Raw genomic sequence first — 25,213 nt, forward strand, 5'->3', positions numbered from 1 at the left:
ACAATTTCAGGTGGACGCGCACCGTGTGGGGGAGTCAGGATCTGCAGAAGCAATATGAAAAAAGTTGCGGGTTTCATGTTGCACTTCAACTTGGCTACTCAGAGCCCGATCAAATCGCGATGAACTTCCAGCGCATTACGCTCGACCCAGTTGTGCGCCAGCAGGCCGTCCGGTCGAACTTCCCAGACCGCAGTGCCGAGCATTTCAAAGGGGCTGTTACACGTGCGGCCACCAATAAAGCCCTGGTTCTTTCCGGCCAGTTTCCAGCGGGAAGCAACGCGAGTGCCTTCGGCGTTCTGAAACGTCTCGATACTGCTGAATTCGAAGTCTTCGATCTTCGACAGAAAGACACCGATCCATTGAATAAAGGCATCGCGGCCGACGATATCCATCCCGCCAGACGTGATCACAAAGTCTTCGGCTACAAAGCGCGCTGCGGCTTGCGGGTTCTTGGCTTGCCAGACTTCGCGCCAGAAACTTTCAACAATATCTACTGCTTTATTGACTGCCATTTTCGAACGCCTCGTATTGGATTGAGTACGATGTTCGGCAATTGCTATCTAGAACACAAACGCATAAATTTAATGGCATCCAGTAGAAAGGCGAATCCATCATGCACGCCAGCGACCTTGAGATCGACCTGCTTCGGGCGTTTATCGCCGTGGCGGAGACCGGCAGTTTCACTGCTGCTGCCGAGGTGATCGCGCGGTCGCAATCGGCAGTGAGCCAGAAGATCATCCGGCTGGAGGAGGTGCTTGGTTTTCGTGTCTTCGAACGCACCAGCCGCGCCCTGACCCTGACCCCGGACGGCGAGCGACTGCTGGCAGGCGCACGCCGAATGATGGTGCATTTCGACACCTTCATGCGGGACATCAAGGCGCCGGCGACCGTCACCCTGCTGCGCTTGGGGATCTCGGAAAACCTCGTGCCGACCCAGCTGCCCAAGCTACTGTCGCGCTTCACCCAGTTGTATCCAGACATTCAACTCGAACTCACCACAGGCTTGAGCGACGACCTGCTCACCGACTACGAAGCCGGGCTACTGGACGTGGTTATTTCCAAGCGAAAATTCAGCTCCGGCACTACGCGAGGCCGAGTCATCTGGCGTGAGCCGCTGGTGTGGATTGCCGCGAAGGATTACCAAATCGAATCGTCGAAACCGGTGCGGTTGGTGATGATGCGACCGCCCTGTGCGTACCGCGCCATTATGATCGAAGCCCTGGCCACGGTCGGGCGGGAATGGGCATCCGCGTGCCTGGCCAGCAATTTGATGGGGGTGCAGGCGGCGGTTGCGGGCGGGTTGGGGATTACGGCATTGGGAACGTCATTTTTGCAGGAAGGGATGCGCATACTGGAACCGTCGCAGAAGTTGCCGACTTTACCCAGCACCGAGGTGGCGGTGATTGGTGATGATGTTCGGACTCAGCATCTGGTGCAGCCGTTGGTGTCGTTGCTGACCGAGGGGTTGATGTCGGGCGGCCGTCTGACTTGATCCGCGCGTTTTCAAGCCCTGACCCGGGCGACTCGCCCGGGTCTGGGACATTTTGACGTCTAGTGTCCGCCCACCACCATACTGCTGAACGGCACCACATAAGCCTGCAACGTCACCAACCCACCGACCAAGATCGCCAGCACAATCGAGTGGAAGAACACATATCGCAGAATCTCCCCTTCATGCCCGTACCAGCGAGTCGCCGTGGACGCGACCACGATCGACTGGGCGTCGACCATTTTGCCCATGACCCCACCGGAACTGTTGGCTGCGGCCATCAGCACCGGGCTGATGCCCAGTTGCTCGGCGGTCACTCGTTGCAAGCCGCCAAACAGCACGTTGGAGGCGGTGTCGGAGCCGGTCAACGCCACGCCGAGCCAGCCCAGGAGGGTGCCGAACATGGGGTAGAAGATGCCGGTCGCGGCGAAGGCCAGGCCCATGGTGGCGTCGAGGCCCGAGTAGCGCGTGAGGAAACCGAGCGCAAGCATGGCCACGATGGTGATGAGTGAGTAACGCACCACCCACAGCGTTCGCAGGTATTGGCGGGCCAGTTGCGGGATGGAATAACCCATCAGCAGGCCGCCGACGATGGCCGCCAGGAGGATGCCGCTGCCGGTGCTGGTGAACCAGGTGAATTTGTAGACCGCTTCCTCGGTTTTTGCCGCGGGCACCACGGGCGGCACCTTTTCGATTTGCTGGTGAATGGTGGTGAAGGTCACGATCGGGGCGAAGATCGGGTTGGCTTCGCGCATCGGTTTGCCCTGAGGGTCGAGCTTGGCCGAGTTGGTGGCCGGATCGATTGCCGGGCGGGTATCGAACATGTTCTTGAAGCCCTGGGTGCCCCAGGCGAACACAAACACGGTGAGGATGATCCACGGCATCCAGGCGCGCATCACCGCCGGTTTGGCATCGCTGGCGAAGGTCCCGCTGGCCTCGGGTTTTTGCTGATGCTCCTCGTCGATCTTCGAGTTGTCGACATGCCCAGTCAGGGCCGCCGAGGTGTGGATCGTGGCCGGTTTCCAGACCTTGAGGAAACCGGTCAGGCACGCCATGGAGATCAGCGCGGCGATCACGTCCACCAGCATCGGCCCGTGGTAGTTGGACACCAGAAACTGCGGCACGGCGAAACTGACCCCGGCTACCAGAATGGCCGGCCAGATTTCCAGCATTTTGCGCCAGCCGGCAAAGGCCCAGATCAACCAGAACGGCACGAGCACCGAGAAGAACGGCAACTGCCGGCCGACCATCATCGACAGCTCCATTTCATCCAGGCCGGTGACCTTGGCCAAGGTGATGATGGGCGTGCCCAGTGCACCAAACGCCACGGGCGCGGTGTTGGCGATCAGCGCCAGGCCTGAGGCGGCCAGCGGCGAGAAGCCCAAGCCGATCAGAATCGCCCCGGTCACCGCCACCGGCGTGCCGAACCCGGCAGCCCCTTCAAAGAAGGCGCCGAAGCAGAAGGCGATCAGCAGCAGTTGCAGGCGTCGATCGTCGGTGATGCGCGCAAGGGAATCCTGAAGCACTTTGAACGAACCGTTTTCGGTGGTCAGCCGGTGCAGGAAGATGATGTTGAGGACAATCCAGCCAATCGGCAGCAGGCCGTTGGCGGCGCCGTAGAGTGCCGCCGAGCCGGCCATGTCCGCGGGCATGCCGAAGGCAAAAATGGCAATCAACAGCGCCGAGCCAAGGGCCAGCAAGGCTGCCAGATGTGCCTTGATATGGAAAAACGCCAGGGATGCCAGCATCACCACCACCGGCACCGCCGCCATGATGGTTGAAAGCACCGGGTTACCAAAGGGATCGTAGATTTGCTGCCAGACCATGTTCCACCTCTGCTTTTTATTGTTGGTAGTGCAGGCCCCGGACGGGGTTGGTGGCATGGAGTATAGGTGGCATTACGCCGCTGTCCTGTGAGGTTTGTCGGCGTTAATACCTTGCATCAGTGTCCAGTCCTGACCCGGCCGATCTTCTACTACGCTCAGAAAGAATGACAGCGCGAGCCCGAACCAGGGCTTGCGCGTCCAATGCTCTGGCCCGATCCATTCACCACGAGAGGGAGACAGCGATGACTGAACGCCATGAGGAACACAAGGAAACGCTATCCAACGGATGCAGGATCGACGTGAAAGCCGAGATATTGAGGGACGGCTCCCTGAAGATGTTCATCGGTGTTTACCGGCCGGATGGCTCGGTCATAGAAGAGGACAATGACCCGCGTCCGCATCTGTTGGACATGGAGGACGCTTTGGCCTGGGCAGTTGAAAAAGCCAAAGACATCGGTAACCGCCAGCACACGTTGTAAGAGCGGTGAACCACCGCTCTGACCATCGCCTTTATTGCGTACCAAACATGGCTGTCCAGTAAATCCCGGCGTCACTCTTTGGATCAACCGCATAGGCCGCGCCCAGTTCGCGGAACTGTGGGTTCATCAGGTTGGCGCAATGCCCGGGGCTGGCCAGCCAGCCATCGACGACCTTGCGCGGGGTGTCTTGCCCGGCAGCGATGTTCTCGCCGATTTCCTGATAGGTGTATCCCGCCAGTTCAGCGCGATCCCCCGGTGTGCGACCGTCCTGGTCCTTGTGGTCGAAGAAATTGTTATTCGCCATGGCCCGGGTATGCGCTTCGGCCGCGGCCGCCAACGTCGCATTCCAGGCCAGCGGCGTGGTCGCGGCAAACGGTTGGCCGCCGCACTGGCGCGGCTGGGCGCGGGCGGTATTGAGCAAGCCCAGCAACTTCTGGCCCTCAGCCGCGGCGTCACCCATGCGCGCGGTCAATTGCGGTCGCGCGAGCACAATGCGCCAGTCGCGTCCCTGGTGGCTGACACCGACGTCGATGAATTGCGGGTTCAGCACGACCTGGCAGAAGCTCTCCTTGATCGCCGTCATGGCGGACTGTGCATCACGCGGTCCGGACAACATAATCGCTTGCACGTTGGTCATCGGGTACGACGCTTGAGCCATGGCCTGCTGCAAGTCGACAGCTCCGCTGGGCGACAGGTTCAGGCGCGAATCGCTCGTCAGCGGCGGCAACACCGATGACGCCTGACCGGCGCAACGCTGTACCTGGCTGCGGTAAACGTTGATCGACTCGACCAATTGCGTTTCTTCGCTGGCCACAGCAGTGGCGGCGAACACCAACCCCAGTGGCAACACGGCAAAACGCAGAGCGGATGACAGGACGCGCATGGAAATCTCCCTTGAATTGACTGCGCCCATGATGCGCGATTCCACCCCATGCCGCGCAATGCCTTTTTGCGCTTTGTTGTCCGGCGGTTGACATGATTTGGCTACTACACTGAAGCCAAGTCGCCAAACGGGCGCTTCCCTTGACGCCAAACAGAGTGTCTCCATCATGTCCTTCAAATGGTCCGTTGCGTTTCTCGTGGTTACCCTTGTCGCAGGCCAGGTTATTGCCGACGACCAGCAGCAAAAAAAAGAAGTGGCTGAAGACAAGGCTCAGGTGCTTGAGCAAAAAGCCGCGGACAAGAGCGCCGATGTACCGGTGCCTAAATCCGAGGCGATCACCCAATCCGAAGTCCAGGCCGTCGATCCCGCCGGCAAGTCTCCGCTGGACGATGCAATAACCTGCATGGCCCGCTCCATCTACTGGGAGGCCAAAGGCAAGGACACCGACGACATGGCCGCCGTCGCCAACGTGGTGATGAACCGCCTCGGCCACGCTGGTTTCCCCGACACCGTGTGTGCGGTGGTCAAGCAAGGCTCCGAGACCAAGAGCTGCCAGTTTTCGTGGTGGTGCGACGGGCGCCCGGACACGGTCCAGGAAGAGACGCAATATGCCCTGGCCAAGGAAATCGCGCGCAAGGCGCTGAACAAGCAGCTCCCGGATCGCACCGGTGGCGCGATGTATTTTCATGACCGCACGGTGAAACCGGACTGGGCCAAGGAGTACATCAAAACCGCTGAAATCGGGATGTTCCGGTTTTATAAACCGCATGATGGTTCGGCGAAGTAGGTCCAGGCCATATCCTTATTTGACCAACGACTGGTTCCATTTCGAAGGAGGCAGGGTTCTACTACGATGGCTTGAAACACGTCATGCCACGTAATCGGACAGCCGCCATGCACAACATCGGACTCATCGTTTACCCCGGTTTCCAGGTGCTGGGCCTGGCCATGTGCGCTACCTTCGAGTTGGCCAATATGGCGGCCGACGAGCCGGTGTACAGCATTGCGCTGCTGTCGGAGCAGGGCGGCTCTGTAATGACGTCGGCCGGTTTTGGCGTGGAAACCCGCGCGTTTGACGAGCGTTCCTTCGATACGCTGCTGGTGATGGGGGACAACCTGATCCGGCCGACATCACCGGGCATGGTTAAGTTTTTGCGCAACGCCAGCCTGACCACCCGACGCCTGGGCTCGATCTGCACCGGCGCGATTGTGCTGGCGGAGGCGGGTTTACTGGATGGTCGGCGGGCCACGACTCACTGGTGTCATGCGTCGGCCTTGCAGCAGGCGTACCCGAAAGTGAAGGTCGAAGAAGACCGCATCTTCATCAATGACGGCAATATCTGGACCGCAGCGGGCATGAGCGCTTGCGTGGACCTGGCACTGGCGCTGGTGGAAAAGGATCTGGGCGCCCATGTCGCACGTGTGGTGGCCCGGCAATTGGTGGTTTATCACCGTCGTGCGGGAGGGCAGTCGCAGTTTTCGGTGATGCTCGAACTCGAGCCCAAGACCGATCGCATCCAGGCCGCGTTGACCTATGCCAAACACAACCTCAAATCAACACTGTCGGTCGAAGAGCTGGCCAGCGCAGCCAATCTCAGCCCACGGCAGTTCAGCAGGGTTTTCCATGCCGAAACCGGTCAATCCCCGGCCAAAGCCATCGAAAACCTGCGGGTGGAAGCCGCCCGGCTGATGATGGAAACCGGTCGGCACTCCATCGATGTGGTGGCCAGCGACACCGGTTTTGGCGATCGCGAGCGTATGCGTCGGGCGTTTATCCGGGCGTTCGGGCAGCCGCCGCAAGTGATCCAGCGCGCCAATCGGATCATGTCCTGAAAGGTGGTGTATTCGACATTTAAGACAAAATATGACTGCCGTAATCTAGATCTCGTTGAAGCCGTTTCCCTCAGTGAGATCACCACCATGACCCTCGTCAAAGCTGCCGCCGTACAAATCAGCCCAGTGCTCTACAGCCGTGAAGGCACCGTCAATAAAGTCGTGCAGAAGATTCTTGAACTCGGTGACCAAGGCGTTCAGTTCGCCGTGTTCCCGGAAACCATCGTGCCGTACTATCCGTACTTTTCTTTCGTGCAGGCGCCGTTCGAAATGGGCGCCGAGCACCTCAAGCTGCTGGATCAGGCCGTTACGGTCCCTTCGGACGCCACCGATGCCATCGGCGCCGCTGCCAAACAGGCCGGCATGGTCGTGTCCATCGGCGTCAACGAACGTGACGGCGGCACGCTGTACAACGCGCAGTTGCTGTTCGATGCCGATGGCACGCTGATCCAGCACCGGCGCAAGATTTCCCCGACTTATCACGAGCGGATGATCTGGGGCATGGGCGATGGCTCCGGGCTGCGCGCTGTCGACAGCGTGGTAGGGCGCATCGGCCAACTGGCGTGCTGGGAACATTACAACCCGCTGGCCCGTTACGCCTTGATGGCCGATGGCGAACAGATTCATGCCTCGATGTACCCGGGGTCGTTTGCCGGTCCGCTGTTTGCCTCGCAAATGGAAGTCAACATTCGCCAGCATGCCCTCGAATCGGCGTGCTTTGTGGTGAACTCCACAGCCTGGCTCAACCCTGAGCAACAGGCACAAATCATGGCCGACACCGGTTGCCCTATCGGTCCGATTTCCGGTGGTTGCTTCACGGCAATCATCAGCCCGGATGGTGTGGTGTTGGGCTCGCTGCAGGAAGGCGAGGGAGAAGTGATCGTCGACCTCGACATGGGCCTTATCGACAAGCGCAAACGCATGATGGATTCGCGCGGCCACTATAGCCGCCCGGAGTTACTCAGCCTGCTGATCGACCGCACGTCGACGACCCCTATGCATGAGCGCGGTGCTCATCCGCAGGTGCCAGTGATCGATGCTGTGGAAGAGATCAACCGCTGATTGGCTTGAGACCGCTCCGCCCCCTTCGCGTACAGATCATGCGCCATATCAAAATGGGCGCATGAACTGTAGGAGCAAGGCTTGCCCGCGAAGAGGCCATCACAGTGGCAGACAAAAAAGGGACTTCCACGAAGCAATGGAAGTCCCTTTTTTTCACATTTTGTCTTTACAACTCCTGCCCCAGAAAGATCAACGTATTGCCATGCGCCTCAGCCGCTGCACGCTGGTTGTAACTGTCGCGATGCGAGCAGTTGAAGCCATGCTCGGCCTCCGGGTACACGACGATTTCCACGTTGTCGTTGTTGTCGAAACGCTCGGCGATTTTCTCCACCGCTTCCAGGGGAATGTGGCTGTCCTGTTCACCGAAGTGCATCAGCAACGGCACCTCGATTTCATCGGCGCGGTCCAGGTGGTTCTGGATGCCGCCACCGTAGTAGGCGATGGCCACATCCACCAGGCCGTTAGTGGCGGTGAGGTAGGACAGCAAGCCGCCGAAGCAATAACCGATGGAAGCGATGCCTCCGTCCAGGCCCGGTTGCGCATCGAGCGCTTCGATGGCCAGTTTGATGTCGTCCTGCGCCTTGTCGATGTCGGTGGCGTTCATCAGCTCGACGGCGCGTTTCCAGCCCGCTTCGTCGTAACCCAGTTCGATACGGTGGCCGTTGCGCCAGAACAGGTCCGGCGCAATCACCAGGTAACCATCGGCGGCGTATTGCTCCGCGACCGAGCGGATATGTTCATTCACGCCGAAGATCTCCTGGATCAGCACGATCCCCGGACCTTTGCGAGTATGCGGAATCGCCAGGTAAGCGCCGAAGGTGCCTTCGTCGCTGTCGATCTCGATCCATTGGGTGGTTACGCTCATGGTGGCTCCTGTCTACGCAAGTGAGTGAGGTTGAGGCTTATTTCGGCTGCGTGGCCTTGTAGCTTGGCAGAGACTGCATACGTTTCCACCATCCGTCGAAACCGTCCACCGAAAACACCTGTGGCGCATCCGGCGTCATCGCGATGTAGGCGCAGCCCGGTGCGAGGTAAAAGTCACCGATACTGGGTTCAAGACCGGCGATATATGGATCGGTGCCTTTTATTTTCATCAGCTCGCGCAACACCCGTTTCGAATGTTCGATCCCTTTGCGGCGCGCCTCTTCATTCTGACCGCCAATGAAGTCAGGAAAAAGATGGTAGCCGAACACTTGCACCAGATTGCCATAGCCATAGGCATCGTAGATGCCCTGGGCCATGTGAGTGCGAGCGCGGTCGTGGGCGTTATCCGGTGTGATGGACGGCCCGGGCAGGACTTCGTCCAGGTAGGCGATGATCGCGCCGGTTTCGATGACCCGGAAGCCGTCATGGTCGATGACGGGCACCTTGCCAAAAGGGTGCCGCACCAAATGTTCCGGCAGATGCGGCTCGCCTTTGATCACATTGACCTGCACCTGGTCGAAGTCCGCGTCTTTTTCCGCAAGCAGCATTTTCACTGTGCGCACATAGGTACTGCCGTCAAAACCGTAGAGAGTGAGGCTCATGGCGATTGCTCCGTTTTCAAGGGAGTGGAGGACGCGCCCGAGACTCTGGTCGGTCAATGCTGAGTGCGACGCCAGAAGAATCGAGCCAACAGTGCATCCAGGCTGAGCTTGCCGGCACCCGAGAGCAACAACGGCATCATGGCGGCGAGGTAGATCAGCGGCAGCTTGAAGTTGCCGTGACCCTTGTTGCTGATGGCGTAACCCTGGGCAAGCTCACTCAATGTAGACCAATCGGCCGGCCAGTGAACGGCAGCGGTCGCGACAATCGTGACGACGATCAGAATGATGGCCGACACCCGCGTTCCGAAGCCGACCAGGATGGCCAGGGCGCAAATCAGCTCCGCCCACATCGACAGTTCCCAGTTCAGCGTGGCCGGCACGTGGTTGAACGGAAACGGGAAGGCGTCCTGGATGTCGGCGAACCAGTTCTCGCCGTTCCATTTTTCCAGGCCCGACTCGAAGAATTCCCAGGCAATGAACAGCCGCAGCGTCAAAGGCGCGAGCCAGCTGCCGGCACGATCAAGGTTTAGGTGCAGGCCTTTCACGGCCGATGAAAGTGAGGTGTTCATGAGCGTGATCTCCGTTCAGTCAGGAAGGCGGGGCAGCGGTTGCCCCGCGAAACAGGGTTATTCGCCAGCGCCGCACTTGCCTTCGCCACATTTGCCTTCAGCCGGTTTTTCCGCGGTATCGGCCTGGGCTTGGCTGTAGCCGTGGGCCAGTTGTTTCATGCTGAACGCTTCGGATTCGGAGGCCGAAGCCGCGTTGGACAGGGCCAGGCCACCGGCGATGATCAGGCCGAGGGTCAGGGAAGAAGTCGAGAGCTTGAACATGGTGATACTCCGTAGCGTTGAGTGAGTTGAGCGCTTTGATCGGCTTGGCCAATCGACACGCACAGTTCATCAAGCGGGTGTATCTGCGATGTGTCTTTGGTGCGGGGTTTTATGGATGGGGTGTGTCGCAAGGGCGTCTGTACACACTCCGATACACGGCCCCGACACCTTGAGCCTGTGCAAACCCCCTGTGGGAGCGAGCCTGCTCGCGATAGCGGTGTGTCAGACACCATCAATGTCGACTGACAGGCAGCTATCGCGAGCAGGCTCGCTCCTACAGGGGGACGGGTGAAGTTGAGATTGTGGTCGGGTCATCTGTGATCCGGCGCTCACAAACAGCGTCTAGCCTCCGTGTCCCCGCAATCCCACGGGGCGAGACTTCGGAACCCGGCATGCAAGCGCTGTTGAACGAGATCCTTGACGCCGTCCGGCCGCTGATCGGTCAGGGCAAGGTGGCTGACTACATTCCCGCCCTCGGCACGGTGCCGGCCAATCAGTTGGGCATTGCCGTGTATGGCAACGATGGCGAGCTGTATTGCGCGGGCGATGCCGATACACCGTTTTCGGTGCAGAGTATTTCCAAGGTGTTCAGCCTGGTGCAGGCCATCGATCACTCCGGCGAGGCGATCTGGGAACGCCTCGGTCACGAGCCTTCCGGGCAGCCGTTCAACTCGCTGGTGCAGCTGGAATTCGAGCGCGGCCGCCCGCGCAATCCCTTTATCAATGCCGGTGCACTGGTGATCTGCGACATCAACCAGTCACGCTTTGCCGCGCCAGCGTTGTCGATGCGCGACTTCGTCCGTCGCTTGTCCGGCAATCCGCAGGTGATGGTGGACGGCAAGGTCGCCGAATCCGAATACCAGCACCGCGCGCGCAACGCGGCCATGGCCTACCTGATGCAGTCGTTCGGCAATTTTCACAACGACGTCGAGGCCGTGTTGCGCAGCTACTTCAGCCATTGCGCGGTGCGCATGAATTGCGTGGACCTGGCCCGGGCGTTCTGCTTCCTGGCCAACGACGGGTTCTGCAAACATAGTGGCGAACAGATCCTTACCGCGCGCCAGACCCAGCAGGTCAACTCGATCATGGCCACCAGCGGGCTGTACGACGAAGCCGGCAACTTCGCCTACCGCGTCGGCTTGCCGGGCAAAAGCGGTGTGGGCGGGGGAATCGTCGCGGTGGTGCCGGGGCAGTTCACGGTGTGCGTCTGGTCACCGGAACTGAATGCCGCCGGCAACTCGCTGGCCGGCATGGCGGCGCTGGAATTGTTGAGCCAGCGGATTGGCTGGTCGGTGTTCTGAGGCATTCGGGCCTGAGCGATTAATGACGCTCCCTGGATTTTCCTATACATTTTCCAGCCGCCCACAGCATGGTGAAACCGCTTCATGTCTCTTGCGCTCGAACGTCTAGTCGCTGGCACGCCGATCCCTTTTGCCGGTAATCGTGTCACTGTCGTCAGCCCCGAACTGGCCGCGCGCTTTCAGCCCGGGGACCATTTACTGGTCGAGCAGGTCAGTGGCGAGTTGTTGCTGATCCCGGTGGTTGACCAGCAAGCGGCCGCCGTCGCCATCGAGCGCGCCGAAGCGGCGTTCGGTGCGCTGTCCAGCGTCCCGGATCAGGCGATCAGTGCGTTCTTCGATCTGTTTGCCCAACGCCTGGAAACCCCCGAGTGCTGGGCCTTGATCGAAGCCGCCAACCTGGCCGACATCGAGCGCGCCAAGGCCCGCGGGCGTTCCACCACGCGACTGCTCGCCGATGAACGCATGCGCCGCGACATGATCGCCGGCCTGCGGGCCTGGCGCGATGCGTCGGCGACTCGCGGCAAGGTCATCAGTTGCGTCGAGCACGACGGCTGGAAGGTCGAGCAAGTGGTGTCGCCGCTGGGCATCGTCGCGTTTGTGTTCGAAGGCCGGCCGAATGTGTTCGCCGACGCCGCCGGTGTGTTGCGCACCGGCAACACCGCCGTGCTGCGCATTGGCAGCGATGCGTTGGGCACCGCTCAGGCCATCGTCACTCACGCATTGAACCCGGCACTCAGCGACGCCGGTTTGCCGAACGGCGCGGTGTCGTTGGTGGAAAGCGTCAATCACGCCGCCGGTTGGGCGATGTTCGCCGACCGTCGTTTGTCGCTGGCCGTGGCCCGGGGTTCGGGGCGGGCGGTCAGCCAACTGGGCAGCATCGCCCAACAGGCCGGCACCGCTGTCAGTCTGCACGGCACTGGTGGCGCCTGGCTGATCGCTGACAAAGACGCCGATGCCCAGCGCTTTGCCGCCGTGGTACGCAATTCACTGGACCGCAAAGTCTGCAACACCTTGAACGTCTGCCTGATCCAGCGCGACCGCGCCGCTGAGCTGGTGCCGTTGTTTCTCGACGCCCTCCAGCAGGCGGGCACCGCCCGGGGCCAGGGTTGCAAGCTGCACATCGTTGAAGGCAGCGAGTCGTGGTTGCCGACTGAATGGCAAACCGGCAGCGTTGAGGTGTATCGCGCCGAAGGCTACCAGACCGAGGCACTGGCCGAACCGTTGCCCGAGGAGCAGTTGGGCCGCGAGTGGGAATGGGAAGAGACGCCGGAAGTCAGCCTGAAGATCGTCGATGACCTGGACAGCGCCATCGCCTTGTTCAATCGTTACAGCCCGCAGTTCACCGTGTCGCTGATCAGCGAAGACGGGGCCGCGCATGAGCGTTTCTACAACGCGGTCAACGCGCCGTTTGTGGGCAACGGAATTACCCGTTGGGTCGACGGCCAATATGCGCTGAACAAGCCGGAACTGGGACTTTCGAACTGGGAGAGCGGTCGGCTGTTTGCCCGCAGTGCGATTCTTTCGGGAGACGGGGTGTTCACCATTCGCAGTCGCATGACCCAGACCGATCTGTCGGTCAAACGCTGACATTCCTGGCACAGGCAACGATCGCACTATAATTAAGGTGTGTTTGCGTCTGTGTCTTGAGTGAGGGCTGCGTCATGAAACTTCATTCTTTTCGGCATTACTCCCACGATCTGGAAACGGTCGTGCACGACACATGGATCACCGGCCGGGTGAAGTCCGCCTTGGCTTTGGCCGAACCCAGCCTCGGCCTGCAGATCCATGTCAAAACCCTTGCGGGTACGGTGGCGTTGAGCGGTCGGGTCAACACCCATAAACAGTGTGAGCAGGCTGTTGCTCTGGCCCGTTCGGTGCCGGGCGTCGTCGAAATCGATGCCAGGGATTTGCGGACCCACGTGTTCACGCCAGGCAGTAATCCAGTTCCCCCCAACGCCGAAGAAACCGCCGAGCGTCGGCCATCATCGTCAGCAAAAGACGATCACTGATCAGGGCGACCTTGTGAGTGCAGCGCTCCCGTGAACCGGGAGCGCCTTGGTGTGGGCATTTCAGCTCGAACAACAATGGATTGCGTTTTTTGGGTGTTCTCTCGCGGGAAGCAAAGGCGGATGATTGGCCGTTCCCCAGAGAGGTGTACCCGATGAAACGTGTCCTCATGTTGTTGGCCAACGGTGTCGAGCCACTGGAAATGGCGGCGTTCACCGATGTGCTCGGTTGGGCCAATCTGCTTGGCGACCAACCCGTGGAATTGATCAACGCCGGCCTCCGGCGGAATATCGTGACGACCTTCGGGTTATCGTTCAATCCGGCTCATTTATTGAACGAGGTGGATCTCGACAGCTTCGACGCTTTGGCATTGCCCGGTGGTTTCGAACCCTCGGGCTTCTACGAAGAGGCCTTGAGTGAGCCGTTTCTGGCGGTCATCCGGCACTTTGTCGCGGCCGGTAAAACCGTCGCCAGTGTCTGCGTGTCGTCGGTGTGCCTGGGCGTTGCCGGGGTGCTGAAAGACAAAGATGCCACGACCTATCACCAGGTCGGTGGCAAGCGCAAAAACCAGCTGGTTGAAACCGGCGCCCGTTTCGTCGACTGGCCTGTGGTGGTGGATGGCCGCATCATCACGTCAAGCGGCCCCGGCACGGCAACGGAAGTCGCCTTCGTGCTGCTGGAACAACTGACCAGTGCTGCAAATGCGGCGGATATCCGGCAGAAAATGCGTTTTCCAACACCGTCTCGCCAGTGGTATGAAACGCCGCAAGTGCCTTGATCCGGCACGCCCTTCATTTGCCTCGTACATCCAGGGAACCGCTTTAGTCGAGCGCATTCGTCGCGCTCGACCTTCCAGGTTCTGCCACCCATCCCATCAAGCAGCTTCGACGGCTTTGCCATACACGGCGCACGTGGTCGGGTGTTCGGCCAGTGACACAAAGCGGCGACTGCCGGCCTCCAGGGCATCGATCGAACCGGTCTCGATGTCGTAGACCCAGCCATGCAGGTTCAACTGACCTTTTTCCTGGGCCAGGCGCACGCTCGGATGCGTCTGGATGTTGGCCAGTTGCGCGATGACGTTCTCCCGGACCATCGAACTCACCTTCGCCGCGTCATCGGCGTGAGGGCGGGATTCGTTGATGACCTTGGCGGATTCAGCGTGTTGCAACCAGCCACTGACGGCGGGCAGGTGATCCATGCATGTGCACTTGGCGATGGCGGTCATGGCGCCGCAATCCGAGTGGCCACAGATCACAATGTCAGTCACGCCGAGCACTGCGACTGCATATTCGACCGTGGCCGAGACACCACCCGGGTGTGGGCTGTAGGAGGGCACGATATTGCCGGCGTTGCGGATCACAAACAGTTCTCCGGGTTCTTGCTGGGTCAGCAGTTCGGGGACCACGCGGCTGTCGGAACAGGTGATGAATAACGTGCCGGGATGCTGGGTGGTGGCCAGGTGTTTGAACAGGTCGGTGCGTTGCGGGAACGCTTCGTTCTGGAACTTCAAAAAACCTTCGATGAGCGCTTTCATGGTGACGTCCTCATAAGTGATGAACAGGGGCTACTCAGCTCGAGCAACCGGTTCCGAATTCGCTGAATTGCAGAATGTGAGTGGTGCCTTTGGAATCCTGGTACGTCATTTCCACCGGGACCACGCCGCAGACATCGGCGGTCGGGGTGATTGCTACGACGTGGGCGATGTCCAGGCTCATGCCGTATTGATAGGCAACGACTGCGTCCTGGGCTTGAACCTGGGCCGATACGCCCGCGATCAACGAAAAAGCCAGCAACATTTTTTTCATGGGGCATCCTCCAGACGAGTGTGATGGCTGACAAAGTGTTTGGGGTGTTGGGTCTGGCCCGCACCGGAGTGCGGGCCGGTTCAACTTAGAAAGGACGCAGGGGCAGGAACTTGCCGTCGAGGGTGATGACTGCGCGGTGGCCGCCTTCCGGGTCTTCGACTTTCTTCATGTCCAGCTTGAAGTTGATCGCGCTGATGATGCCGTCGCCGAATTGTTCGTGAACCAGGGCTTTCAACGTGGTGCCGTAGATCTGGATCATCTCGTGGAAACGGTAGATGGTCGGGTCGGTTGGAACGCCTGAGAGGCTGCCGCGCAGCGGGATGATTTGCAGGCGGGCCACGGCGTCGGCGTCCAGGTTCAGTTTTTCGCCAACCACTTTGGCCGCTTTTTCTGGCAGCGGGTGTTGGCCGAGCAGGGCGGCGGTGACGTAGGCCAGGCTCAGGCCGGTGCCCTCGGCCATGTCTGCGAAGGACAGGTTTTTGCGCGCTTTGGCGTCGAGGATTTTGGCGGTCAGCTCGAGACTGGTGTCGTTGTAAGCGTGGGACTGTTGCATGGTGTTTCTCCTATCGGGGTTGTGTTGCTTGGGTGTGAAGCAATCTTCTGCCGATTGATCCATAGCGTCCAAGACCGATATACAATGCGTTGCATAAGTACTGCCTATAGATGGTGAGCCCCATGCTGCTGCGACATCTGCGTTACCTGCTGGCGGTTGCCGACCACGGCGGCTTCACCCGCGCCGCCGAGGCGCTGCACGTTTCACAACCGACCCTGTCCCAGCAAATCCGCCAGCTTGAAGAAACCCTGGGCGTGAGCCTGTTCGACCGAACGTCGCGCACGGTCAAGCCGACCGATGCGGGCCAGGCCTACATCGAGTGTGCACGTCGGGTATTGGTGGAACTGGAAGCCGGCAAACGGGCGCTGCATGATGTGAAGGACTTGTCGCGCGGCACCTTGCGCCTGGCGATGACGCCAACGTTCATGGCGTATCTGGTGGGGCCGTTGGTGCGCGATTACGTGGCGCGGTATCCGAACATCCATCTGCAGATTTTCGAGTTGTCGATGGACGACATCGAGGCGGGGCTGGTGGATGACTCGCTGGACATCGCCATCGCGTTTACTCAGGTGAGAAACGCCGACATCGAATCGATCCCGGCGTTTACCGAAACCCTGGGGGTGATGGTGGGACGGGATCACCCGCTATATGAACGGCGAGCCGCGTTGTCCGCTGAAGAGGTGGCGCAGTTGGATTTTGCGCTGCTGGCCCCGGACTTCGTCACCCGCACCCGCATCGATGACTATTTTGCGCAGGAGCAGATCACGCCGAAGGTGGTGATTGAGGTGAATTCGGTGAGCACCTTGCTGGAGGTGATTCGGCACACGGCTATCGCCACCATTCTTCCCGAACCGATTGCCACCCAGGACCGGGCACTGCGCAAAATTCCGTTGCTGGGGGACGCGCCTACACGCGGGGCGGCGCTGCTTCGACGCAAGAACAACTATCACAGCGCGGCGTCGGTGGCGTTCATGAATCTGGTGTTGGGCGCGGTGGCGACGGAGTCAGTCGTCCAGTGATTGGCAGATGCCATTGGGGGCTTTGCCCGTGGAGCTCACGGTCACCGAGTCGTCATCGGCGAGAATGATCAAGATCGTGACGCCCGAACCCTTGGCTTCAAAACTGCGCTCGTTGATGGCTTTGGTAACGGCATCTTTGTCATTGATTGTTACCGGACCCTCCTGATCTGCATGGACGGCAATATTGCCGGGGCAAATCACATCAAATGAAGGAAGGTTGGGGATGCTGTCTGCGTGGGCAACATTTGCCATTGTCAGTAACAGCAGGGTTGTCAGGGCATTTTTCATCGCAAGTCTCCATGGGCACAGCAGCGAGTACGCTTAACGATAGCTGTATTTGCCGCGCACGAGACAAACAAAAAAAGGCCCCGCTCGATCATACGAGCGGGGCCTTTTTTATAGAGGAGCAGCGGGGGGGATATCAGTAGAACCGGTCAATCACCCGAACTTCATTCTGGTTCTGCATCGAGGCCCACGCCTGTTTCAGCGTTTGCAGAACATTACCGATGAAGTCCTTGTCGGCTGCGGCTTTCTTGCCGACATAGCCTTGGCCGCGACGGTACATCTTCAGTCGGGCCAGCAGGTTCTGGTTGTTCTGGTCGAACTCCGCTTCATGGGCGTGTGGCGACAGGCAATCGATATGAACCTGGCCCGATTTGCTGATCCACAGAATGTGGCTGTCGTGGCTGTCTTTTTGCGCCGCGAAGATGCAAGCCAGTTCATCGATAGTAGGTTGATTGTTCAGATTCATAATATGCCCCTTGACCATTTGGTGATCTTTCAAAGTTGATTCGCTAATACAGGTAGCCCATCGGTTAGTTGATCCCTGGCACCGAAACCAGGACGTCAGCGATCAGCCGTCGATTTGACGGGGTCTCGCGTCTGTTGCATGTAGTCGTGTTGAATAACTGCTACGCAATAGCGTCACAACGAAGAGAAGCAGCGAAAACCTGGAGGCCACCGCCGACTTTTGAGGGTCGGCCACAAGCTTCATGAGGATTGATCGCCAGCGCTTCTCGTCCTTGTACTGGACGTTCGGGCCAGGTCAGCTTCTTCAATCTGCCTTGTGGGCAGCGTGTATCCGGGAAAAACAGCTCGGCGGTCAGACGAGCTTGCTCAAACATGTTGCTGTACTCCCGATCGGGGAGATGTCTGCATCATGCAAGGGCAAATCGGAGGCGTCAACCGTTATGTAGTGATTATTTTTAGTCACTACATATTGTCGGACAAAGCGCTTTGGAATTAAAAAGCAGCGACGCAACGCCCGGGTCAGGACGATGGCAACAGATGTTGGAAGCGATAGAAGGTGCAGGGATAACCGTCTACCGACCGTTGATGCAGGGTGAACTCATCGCCTGCGATCTCGGGCATCACCTTGGCCCAGAAGTGCCGTGCAGGCACGTTCGCGTCGATGTGGAAAATCTGCCATTGACCGGGGAACCGGCTCAAGAGGGTGGACACGACAAACTTCGCGACACCTTGGCCACGAAAGCGTCGGCTGATGAACAAGTAGCCGATGTTGTACTCAGCCCCCTCAACATGGACATCGTCATCCACGGTCACGAACCCGGCCAGTTCCCCGTCCACCTTGATCAGATACGGCCGGGTTGCTGGGTTACGCCAGTAATCAGGTTTCGGCTGGATATTGAAAAAACCGTGCTCGCCGAGTTTCAGCGGTAGAAACTCGCTGAAGTCATGCATGTAGAACTGCATCAGGTTTTCAATCGTTTCCAGTTCGTCGCGGTGTGCGGCATGCAGTTCTATCGAGGGCATGCTGGGTTTTCTCCAGATCGAAGGGCCGTCCGTGGCTCTTTCGGGATCACTTAGTGCGGAGCGAAGTCGTATGTCCCACCCGTCTTCAACGCCGCGGCGTAAGCAGGACGTGCCTGGAAGCGATCAACCCAGGCCGCTACATGAGGGTAGTTGCCCAGCTTGCCTTGGGCGCGGGCAATCTCGCCGATAAAGCTCATCTGGATATCGGCGGCGCTGAATTCGTCACCCAGCAAATAATCGGACTGGCTCAAGGCCGTGTCGAGGTAGCCGAGGTAGTTGGCCACTTCCGAGTTGATACGCGGATGCAGCGGCGCACCGGCCTCACCCAGGCGCCCGACGTACAGGTTCAACATCAGCGGCAGCATGGCCGAGCCTTCGGCGAAGTGCAGCCACTGGACGTATTCGTCATAGGCGGGGGTAGACGGATCGGGTTGCAGGCGCCCCTGGCCATGACGACGGATCAGGTAATCGATGATCGCAGAGGACTCGATCAATTTCTGCGCGCCATCTTCGATGACCGGCGATTTGCCCAGGGCGTTGATCGCTTTCAGTTCCGGCGGTGCCAGATTGGTTTTCGGGTCGCGCTGATAGCGTTTCAGCTCATAAGGAATGGCCAGTTCTTCCAGCAACCAGAGAATCCGCTGGGAGCGGGAGTTGTTGAGGTGGTGCACGATAATCATAAACAAGATTCCTGTAGCAGCTGTCGATTGAAACGAGGCTGCGATGCCGTTTCAGAAAATGGGGCCATCGCCGGGCTTGAAGAACACTAGACCATTACGGTCCGTTCGAAGTGCCCTCAAGCTTTACTGGCCGGTTTCGCCGCGCGTTTGGCGCCTGTCGACGGCTTGCGCTTGGCGGGCTTTCGTTTGTTTTTCCACGGAGTGGCGCCACGACCGGCCGGGCTCGCCGGCCCACTGATGGTCAGGCTCAGGCCGGCGCAACGGGCGACCTGTTTGCTCATCCACGCGGCCTGTTTGGTGACGAATTCTTCCAGGCTCATCTCGCCGCTTTGCACCATGTCCAGCGCTTGTTCCCAGATGGCCGTGGTGCCGGGGTCGGCGATGGCGCGCGGCACCGCATCGATCAGGCTGAAGGCCGCCGGGGTCGCGGCCAGGGCCTTGCCGTTCTTGATCAGGTAACCACGGTCGAGCAGGCCCTGGATGATCGAGGCGCGTGTCGCCTCGGTGCCAATGCCGGTGGTGTCCTTGAGCTTCTGTTTGAGCAGCGGGTCTTCCACCAGTTTGGCGACGTTCTTCATCGCTTTGATCAGGTCGCCTTCGGTGAATGGCTTGGGCGGTTGCGTCCAGAGGTCCTTGAGCTTCACGTCGGCCACCGCGCAGTCACGCCCTTCGGCCAATGCCGGGAGTGTTTGCGGTGCAGGTGCCTCGCGACCCTTGGCCGGGGCGAGCGCCTCGGGCAGGGCGCGTTTCCAGCCGGGCTCGACGATCTGCTTGCCGACGGCGCGCAAGGCCTCACCGGCGCAGTCGAAGTCGGCCTGGGTGCGGTCGTATTCATGGTTGGGCAGGAACTGCGCCAGATAGCGCGCGCGGATCAGGGTGTAGACCGCCCGTTGCTTGCCCACCAGTCGATCGAGATGCTTGGCCGCCGCCGTCGGGATGATGCCGTGGTGAGCCGTGACCTTGGCGTCGTTCCAGGCCCGTGAACGGCGCTGTGGCTCCAGGTGATCGTTCAAGGCGTTCAGGGACGGATCGGCCTGCCGGAGCGCGGCGAGAATGCCCGGGGCTTCACTGTGCTGGCTCAGCGGCAGGAAACCGCAATCGCTGCGCGGGTAGGTGATGACTTTGTGGGTTTCGTAGAGCGCCTGGGCGATGTCGAGGGTTTCCTGGGCGCCGAGCCCGAGCTTCTTCGAACAGACTTCCTGCAACGTGCCCAGGTCGAACGGCAACGGCGCGACTTCACGCATTCGCTCGGTGCGCAACTTGATCACCCGGGCACTCGCCGCGCTGCTGATGGCCGCAGCCGCTTGCTGGGCCAGCGGCTGATTCAGGCAACGATCCTGATCGTCACAGACGTCGGATGCCGCGCGCCACTGGGCGATGAACGCCGTGCCGTCATGCAACAGCTGCACGTCGATGGCCCAATAGGCCACCGGTACGAAATCGGCAATGCTGCGGTCACGATCCACCACCAGCCGCAAGGTCGGTGTCTGCACCCGGCCCACCGGCAACACGCCCTGATAACCGGACTGACGCCCCAGCAACGTGAACAAGCGGCTCATGTTCATCCCGATCAACCAGTCGGCCCGGGAACGTCCCAGCGCCGAATGATAAAGGCTGAAAGTTTCGGCTCCCGGTTTGAGCGCCGCCAGCGCCTTGCGTATCGACGCATCGTCCAGTGCCGACAGCCACAGGCGCCGGATCGGCCCGCGATAGCGGCAATGCTCGACCAGTTCCCGGGCAATCATCTCGCCCTCACGGTCGGCGTCAGTGGCAATCACCAGTTCATCCGCCTCGCCGAGCAGGCGTTTGACGGCCTTGTACTGGCTGGCCGTGCGCGGTTTGACCGTCATCTTCCATTTTTCCGGAATGATCGGCAGATCCGCCAGCACCCAACGCTTGTAGCGCGCGTCGTAGGCGTCCGGCGGCGCGGTTTCCAGCAGATGGCCGATGCACCAGGTCACCGTGACGTCCGTTCCCAGCCAGCAACCGTCGCCCCGACGCTTGGCGCCGAGCACTGCCGCGATGTCTTTGGCCTGGGAAGGTTTTTCACAGAGGTACAGCTGCATAACCACCATCGTTCATCAAGTGTGCAAGAGGCGCACAGAATGGCGGGTGATGAGCAAGGGATCAATCATTATCTGTATGGATGTACAGCAAAGCTGTTGCGTTTGTTTGCGCCAGTCAAAACGGCCCGTTCGGCTGCGGGGCCGTCGTGCTGACGAAATTTGGGTTATACCTGACATTCGCAGTCTCAGGTTTCGGGGCCGCTGCGCGACCCATCGCGGGCAAGCCGGATCACCGTACCGCACGCTCCCACAGGTCCATCACCTTCATGAGGCACGTATTCCATGAAAAGCACCGGTCCCAGTCCTGTCATCACCATCGCCATGCAGCCGGGCTGTCTGTTGGTGAAATTTCACGGTATTCAAGTGGCCGCTTCCTCGCGCGCACGGGTGCTGCTGGAGGCCAATTATCCTCCGGTGTACTACGTGCCCTGGGAGGACATCGACGAACAGTATTTCGCCCGCACCGACCACACGACCTATTGCCCGTACAAGGGCGACGCCACGTATTACAGCCTGCAAATCCCGGGGCATGAGGGCGCCAACGCGGTGTGGCGCTATGAAGACCCCAAAGTGTCGGTCGATCAGATTCGCGGGTATGTGGCGTTCTATCCCGATCAGGTTACGTTTGAGGTGCTCAAAGACGTTGAGTGAGGTTCGGCATTGACGGCAATGCTGCTCACTCACGCGCGATTTTTCAGGGCTACCTGCTTTTGTGGCGAGGGAGCTTGCTCCCGCTGGGCTGCGTAGCGGCCCCAAAAACAGGGCAACGCTACCGATTTTTGTGAGTGCTGCGCACTCAAGCGGGAGCAAGCTCCCTCGCCACAGGTTTTTGATTGGCTGAAGAGGTGATCAGGTGAGCAAATGCCCACATTAACCGAGCGTTTTCATTTCAGCGAACAGCCCCCACCAACGTCGATTCATCAATCTGACCAATCGAAGTGACCCCGGTCAGGGTCATGGCCACGCGCATTTCCTTGGCGAAAATATCCAGCATGTTCTCCACCCCGCGTTGACCATCGGCCGCCAGCGCATAAGCCATGGATCGCCCCAGCAATACACCTTTGGCGCCCATGGCCAGCATCCGCACCACATCCAGCCCCGAGCGAATACCCGAGTCGACCAGCACCGTCAGGTCATTGCCCACCGCTTGCATGATCGGCGGCAATGCCTGGGCGGTAGAAAGGACGCCGTCGAGCTGCCGCCCCCCATGGTTCGACACCACAATGCCATCCGCGCCGAAGCTGACCGCATCCCTGGCATCCTGCGGGTCGAGGATGCCTTTGATGATCATCGGGCCTTTCCAGAAATCACGAATCCACTCCAGATCACTCCAGCTGATCGACGGGTCGAAGTTATTGGCCAGCCAGCCCATGTAGTCTTCAAGCGTGACGGCTTTGCCCAGGTACTTCGAGATGTTGCCCAGGTCGTGCGGGCGGCCCATGACCCCAACGTTGAACGCCCAGTCGGGGCGTGTCATGGCCTGAAGCATGCGTCGCGATGACGCAAAAGGCCCGGACATGCCCGAATGCGCATCCCGGTAGCGGGCCCCCGGGGTCGGCATGTCGACAGTAAACACCAGGTTTTTCACCCCGGCGGCCTTCGCTCGCTCCAGGGCGTTTTTCATGAAACCCCGGTCTTTGAGCACGTACAGCTGAAACCAGATGGCTTGCTGGCTCTGCGCCACGACTTCCTCGATCGAACACACCGATACGGTTGAAAGGCACAGCGGAATACCTTTTTTCTCCGCCGCTCTGACCGCCTGCACCTCACCCCGGCGGGCGAACATGCCCGTCAGGCCGACCGGCGCCAATATGACGGGCATTGATAGGGGCTGATCGAAGAGGGTGGTTTCCAGGCTCAGGGTTTCGACGTTTTTCAGAATCCGCTGACGCAGGCTGATGCCCGCCAGGTCGGCGCTGTTGGCCCGCAGCGTATGCTCGGCATACGCCCCGCCATCGATGTAATCGAACAGAAAACGCGGGAGTTTGCGACGTGCTGCCTCGCGGTAGTCGGATGCGGATGAAATGATCATGGGGCCTCGGTCTGGTGAGTGTCGGGGCTGTAGAGATCGTTGAGCTTAACCTGTGGCGAGAGAGCTTGCTCCCGCTGGGTGGCGAAGCCACCCAATCCAGCCGACTCGATTGTTCTGACACACCGAGGCGGCTGGTTTGGGCCTGCTACGCAGGCCAGCGGGAGCAAGCTCCCTCGCCACAGGGGATTGTGGTGGACTCAGTTAGTGTCCAGATCCACGTTTTTGGTCTCACGCAGACAGATCATCCCCACCACCAGGCTCACCGCGGTAATCACCACCGGGTACCACAGCCCGTAGAAGATGTCCCCGGTATACACCACCAAGGCAAACGACACGGTCGGCAGGAAGCCGCCAAACCAGCCGTTACCAATGTGGTACGGCAGGGACATCGAGGTGTAGCGGATACGGGTCGGGAACAGTTCGACCATCAGCGCTGCCAACGGGCCGTAACACATGGCGGAAATGATGATCAGCACCACCATCAGTCCCACGATCATGGGCTTGTTGACCTGTTGCGTATCGGCTTGTGACGGATACCCCGCCAAGGTCACCGCACCGCGCAGGGCTGCTTCGTCGAAGCCATCCAGTTTCACGTCACCGACGCTGACCTGCACGTCGCTGCCGGCCGGTGCGGCTTCGCTCGTGTAGGGCAGGCCCTGCTTCACCAGGAAGGTTTTGACCTTGTCGCACGGGCTGTCAAATTTCGCCTTGCCCACCGGGTCGAACTGGAAGGTGCAGGTGGCCGGGTCGGCCAGTACGGTAATCGGTGCCTGACGGCTGGCCTGGTCGATGGCCGGGTTGGCGTAGTGGGCGATGGACTTGAAGATCGGGAAGTACAACGCAGTCGCCAGTAACAGGCCGATCATCAGCACCGGTTTGCGCCCGACCTTGTCCGACAGCCAGCCAAAAAAGATGAAGAACGGCGCGCCGATAATCACGCTGACAATCAGCAGACTGTTGGCCAACGCCGGGTCCATCTTCAGGAACTGCGTGAGGAAAAACAGCACATAGAACTGTGCGGCGTAGAAGGTCACCGCTTGCCCGGCGTTGATGCTGAACAGGGCGATCAGTACGACTTTGAGGTTTTCCCATTTACCGAAGGAATCGCGCAGCGGCGACTTGCAGAGTTTGCCTTCCTCTTTCATTTTCACGAAGGCCGGCGACTCGTGAAGACTCAAGCGAATCCAGGTCGAGATGCCCAGCAGCACGATGGAAAACAGAAACGGAATACGCCAGCCCCAGACTTCAAACTGGTCGCCGGTGAAATAACGGCAGCCAAGCACCACCAGCAGCGACAGCAACAGGCCGAGGGTGGCGGTGGACTGAATCCAGCTGGTGTGGAAACCGCGCTTGCCCATCGGCGCGTGTTCGGCGACGTAAGTGGCAGCGCCGCCGTACTCACCGCCCAGGGCCAGGCCCTGAAGCATGCGCAACACCACGAGGATGATTGGTGCGGCGATGCCGATGCTCGCATAAGTCGGCAACAGCCCGACACAGAAGGTCGCCAGGCCCATGAGGACGATGGTCGCGAGGAACGTGTATTTACGCCCGATCATGTCCCCCAGCCGTCCGAACACCAACGCGCCGAAGGGTCGCACGATGAAACCGGCGGCGAAGGCCATCAGCGCAAAGATAAACGCCGTGGTGTCGTTGACCCCGGCGAAAAACTGCTTGCTGATCACCGCCGCGAGGGCGCCGTAGAGGAAAAAGTCGTACCACTCGAACACCGTCCCGAGTGACGACGCGAAGATGACTTTGCGGGTGTCGGGGCTGGTGTCGACGCTGAGCGTGGCATCCAGGGGCTGAACATGTTCTGACATATCGGTATCCCTCACAGTGATTGTTTTTGTTGTTCCACTGTCGGCGCCAGCCTTGTGGGCGGGCGCCGCGTTTATCCATAAAGCCGGGTGTACGTCGATCTTTGTAGGAGCGAAGCTTGCTCGCGATGGCGTCAGACCTGACACACCGCGTCATCGTTCTTCGCGGGCAAGCCTCGCTCCTACAGTGGGTTGCTCCATAAAGCCGGGTGTACGTCGATCTTTGTAGGAG

General features: G+C 59.9%; 28 protein-coding genes. 11 read left to right on the forward strand and 17 right to left on the reverse strand.

From position 1 onward, the window contains the following. Positions 1-98: 98 nt before the first annotated feature. Positions 99-512, reverse strand: a complete 414-nt coding sequence (locus tag FHL16_RS29655) for an ester cyclase (RefSeq protein ID WP_077750132.1) — start codon at positions 510-512, stop codon at positions 99-101. Positions 513-613: 101 nt separating this feature from the next. Between FHL16_RS29655 and FHL16_RS29660 the strand changes: the two genes are divergently transcribed. After that, positions 614-1,492 carry a LysR substrate-binding domain-containing protein gene (locus FHL16_RS29660; RefSeq protein WP_077750133.1) on the forward strand — a complete coding sequence of 293 codons (879 nt, stop codon included), beginning with the start codon at positions 614-616 and terminating at the stop codon, positions 1,490-1,492. Between the two features lie 59 nt (positions 1,493-1,551). Here the strand turns inward: FHL16_RS29660 and FHL16_RS29665 are convergent, their stop codons facing one another. Further along, positions 1,552-3,315 carry an L-lactate permease gene (locus FHL16_RS29665; protein ID WP_077750134.1) on the reverse strand — a complete coding sequence of 588 codons (1,764 nt, stop codon included), beginning with the start codon at positions 3,313-3,315 and terminating at the stop codon, positions 1,552-1,554. 242 nt (positions 3,316-3,557) lie between these two features. Between FHL16_RS29665 and FHL16_RS29670 the strand changes: the two genes are divergently transcribed. Further along, positions 3,558-3,794 (forward strand): hypothetical protein, encoded by a 237-nt coding sequence (locus FHL16_RS29670; protein WP_077750135.1) that lies wholly within the window; start codon positions 3,558-3,560, stop codon positions 3,792-3,794. 31 nt (positions 3,795-3,825) lie between these two features. Here the strand turns inward: FHL16_RS29670 and FHL16_RS29675 are convergent, their stop codons facing one another. Further along, positions 3,826-4,677, reverse strand: coding sequence for a CAP domain-containing protein (locus FHL16_RS29675; protein WP_010459535.1), 852 nt, complete (start codon positions 4,675-4,677; stop codon positions 3,826-3,828). Between the two features lie 166 nt (positions 4,678-4,843). Between FHL16_RS29675 and FHL16_RS29680 the strand changes: the two genes are divergently transcribed. From FHL16_RS29680 to FHL16_RS29690, 3 genes are all read left to right on the forward strand, one after another. Further along, positions 4,844-5,464 (forward strand): cell wall hydrolase, encoded by a 621-nt coding sequence (locus tag FHL16_RS29680; protein ID WP_077750136.1) that lies wholly within the window; start codon positions 4,844-4,846, stop codon positions 5,462-5,464. Between the two features lie 107 nt (positions 5,465-5,571). Beyond that, on the forward strand, positions 5,572-6,510 hold the full coding sequence (locus FHL16_RS29685; RefSeq protein ID WP_077750154.1) for a GlxA family transcriptional regulator: 939 nt from the start codon (positions 5,572-5,574) through the stop codon (positions 6,508-6,510). Between the two features lie 87 nt (positions 6,511-6,597). Then, positions 6,598-7,572: a nitrilase-related carbon-nitrogen hydrolase gene (locus FHL16_RS29690; RefSeq protein WP_077750137.1), complete on the forward strand. Its 975-nt coding sequence runs from the start codon at positions 6,598-6,600 to the stop codon at positions 7,570-7,572. Positions 7,573-7,738: 166 nt separating this feature from the next. On the opposite strand, the gene FHL16_RS29695 is transcribed toward FHL16_RS29690, so the two are convergent. From FHL16_RS29695 to FHL16_RS29710, 4 genes are read right to left on the reverse strand one after another with little or no spacing between them, the layout of a single operon-like run. Then, on the reverse strand, positions 7,739-8,437 hold the full coding sequence (locus FHL16_RS29695; protein ID WP_010459541.1) for a dienelactone hydrolase family protein: 699 nt from the start codon (positions 8,435-8,437) through the stop codon (positions 7,739-7,741). A gap of 37 nt (positions 8,438-8,474) precedes the next feature. Then, positions 8,475-9,098 (reverse strand): glutathione S-transferase family protein, encoded by a 624-nt coding sequence (locus FHL16_RS29700; RefSeq protein ID WP_010459543.1) that lies wholly within the window; start codon positions 9,096-9,098, stop codon positions 8,475-8,477. 53 nt (positions 9,099-9,151) lie between these two features. After that, on the reverse strand, positions 9,152-9,667 hold the full coding sequence (locus FHL16_RS29705; RefSeq protein ID WP_077750138.1) for an HvfX family Cu-binding RiPP maturation protein: 516 nt from the start codon (positions 9,665-9,667) through the stop codon (positions 9,152-9,154). 57 nt (positions 9,668-9,724) lie between these two features. Further along, positions 9,725-9,928, reverse strand: coding sequence for an HvfA family oxazolone/thioamide-modified RiPP metallophore (locus FHL16_RS29710; RefSeq protein WP_077750139.1), 204 nt, complete (start codon positions 9,926-9,928; stop codon positions 9,725-9,727). 392 nt (positions 9,929-10,320) lie between these two features. Between FHL16_RS29710 and glsB the strand changes: the two genes are divergently transcribed. The 4 genes from glsB to FHL16_RS29730 all read left to right on the forward strand — a co-directional run bounded on the left by glsB (position 10,321) and on the right by FHL16_RS29730 (position 14,014). After that, positions 10,321-11,229 carry a glutaminase B gene (gene glsB / locus FHL16_RS29715; protein ID WP_010459549.1) on the forward strand — a complete coding sequence of 303 codons (909 nt, stop codon included), beginning with the start codon at positions 10,321-10,323 and terminating at the stop codon, positions 11,227-11,229. An 84-nt stretch (positions 11,230-11,313) separates the two neighbouring features. Beyond that, a complete protein-coding gene (locus FHL16_RS29720) occupies positions 11,314-12,816 on the forward strand; it encodes an aldehyde dehydrogenase family protein (protein ID WP_077750140.1) in 1,503 nt (500 codons plus the stop codon). Between the two features lie 74 nt (positions 12,817-12,890). Continuing rightward, on the forward strand, positions 12,891-13,238 hold the full coding sequence (locus FHL16_RS29725; protein ID WP_077750141.1) for a BON domain-containing protein: 348 nt from the start codon (positions 12,891-12,893) through the stop codon (positions 13,236-13,238). A gap of 152 nt (positions 13,239-13,390) precedes the next feature. Beyond that, a complete protein-coding gene (locus tag FHL16_RS29730) occupies positions 13,391-14,014 on the forward strand; it encodes a DJ-1/PfpI family protein (protein WP_077750142.1) in 624 nt (207 codons plus the stop codon). A 96-nt stretch (positions 14,015-14,110) separates the two neighbouring features. On the opposite strand, the gene FHL16_RS29735 is transcribed toward FHL16_RS29730, so the two are convergent. The 3 genes from FHL16_RS29735 to cynS form a co-directional block, all read right to left on the reverse strand. Further along, the gene (locus FHL16_RS29735) at positions 14,111-14,770 is read right to left on the reverse strand and encodes a carbonic anhydrase (RefSeq protein ID WP_077750143.1); all 660 of its coding nucleotides are present in this window, start codon (positions 14,768-14,770) and stop codon (positions 14,111-14,113) included. Between the two features lie 34 nt (positions 14,771-14,804). Further along, on the reverse strand, positions 14,805-15,041 hold the full coding sequence (locus FHL16_RS29740; RefSeq protein ID WP_077750144.1) for a DUF2790 domain-containing protein: 237 nt from the start codon (positions 15,039-15,041) through the stop codon (positions 14,805-14,807). A gap of 85 nt (positions 15,042-15,126) precedes the next feature. Further along, the gene (gene cynS, locus FHL16_RS29745; RefSeq protein WP_077750145.1) at positions 15,127-15,594 is read right to left on the reverse strand and encodes a cyanase; all 468 of its coding nucleotides are present in this window, start codon (positions 15,592-15,594) and stop codon (positions 15,127-15,129) included. Between the two features lie 122 nt (positions 15,595-15,716). Between cynS and cynR the strand changes: the two genes are divergently transcribed. Next, on the forward strand, positions 15,717-16,613 hold the full coding sequence (gene cynR, locus FHL16_RS29750) for a transcriptional regulator CynR (RefSeq protein ID WP_010459560.1): 897 nt from the start codon (positions 15,717-15,719) through the stop codon (positions 16,611-16,613). Here the strand turns inward: cynR and FHL16_RS29755 are convergent. The 5 genes from FHL16_RS29755 to FHL16_RS29775 all read right to left on the reverse strand — a co-directional run bounded on the left by FHL16_RS29755 (position 16,599) and on the right by FHL16_RS29775 (position 21,132). Further along, positions 16,599-16,901, reverse strand: a complete 303-nt coding sequence (locus FHL16_RS29755) for a hypothetical protein (protein WP_077750146.1) — start codon at positions 16,899-16,901, stop codon at positions 16,599-16,601. The genes cynR and FHL16_RS29755 overlap by 15 nt on opposite strands. A gap of 133 nt (positions 16,902-17,034) precedes the next feature. Beyond that, positions 17,035-17,364 (reverse strand): hypothetical protein, encoded by a 330-nt coding sequence (locus tag FHL16_RS29760; RefSeq protein ID WP_077750147.1) that lies wholly within the window; start codon positions 17,362-17,364, stop codon positions 17,035-17,037. A 518-nt stretch (positions 17,365-17,882) separates the two neighbouring features. Next, on the reverse strand, positions 17,883-18,386 hold the full coding sequence (locus tag FHL16_RS29765) for a GNAT family N-acetyltransferase (RefSeq protein ID WP_077750148.1): 504 nt from the start codon (positions 18,384-18,386) through the stop codon (positions 17,883-17,885). 50 nt (positions 18,387-18,436) lie between these two features. Then, the gene (locus FHL16_RS29770; protein ID WP_010459566.1) at positions 18,437-19,066 is read right to left on the reverse strand and encodes a glutathione S-transferase family protein; all 630 of its coding nucleotides are present in this window, start codon (positions 19,064-19,066) and stop codon (positions 18,437-18,439) included. A gap of 116 nt (positions 19,067-19,182) precedes the next feature. Further along, positions 19,183-21,132, reverse strand: coding sequence for a DNA topoisomerase III (locus tag FHL16_RS29775; RefSeq protein WP_077750149.1), 1,950 nt, complete (start codon positions 21,130-21,132; stop codon positions 19,183-19,185). Positions 21,133-21,414: 282 nt separating this feature from the next. Here FHL16_RS29775 and FHL16_RS29780 point away from each other — a divergent pair, with 282 nt between their 5' ends. Then, a complete protein-coding gene (locus tag FHL16_RS29780) occupies positions 21,415-21,783 on the forward strand; it encodes a DUF427 domain-containing protein (RefSeq protein WP_077750150.1) in 369 nt (122 codons plus the stop codon). A gap of 238 nt (positions 21,784-22,021) precedes the next feature. Here FHL16_RS29780 and lldD read toward each other — a convergent pair whose 3' ends face one another. After that, the gene (gene lldD / locus FHL16_RS29785; RefSeq protein WP_077750151.1) at positions 22,022-23,164 is read right to left on the reverse strand and encodes an FMN-dependent L-lactate dehydrogenase LldD; all 1,143 of its coding nucleotides are present in this window, start codon (positions 23,162-23,164) and stop codon (positions 22,022-22,024) included. Between the two features lie 197 nt (positions 23,165-23,361). Continuing rightward, positions 23,362-24,984 (reverse strand): MFS transporter, encoded by a 1,623-nt coding sequence (locus FHL16_RS29790; protein ID WP_077750152.1) that lies wholly within the window; start codon positions 24,982-24,984, stop codon positions 23,362-23,364. Positions 24,985-25,213: the final 229 nt, after the last annotated feature.

The sequence above is a fragment of the Pseudomonas sp. FSL W5-0299 genome (genome assembly GCF_005930655.1).
Lineage (GTDB): Bacteria > Pseudomonadota > Gammaproteobacteria > Pseudomonadales > Pseudomonadaceae > Aquipseudomonas > Aquipseudomonas mandelii.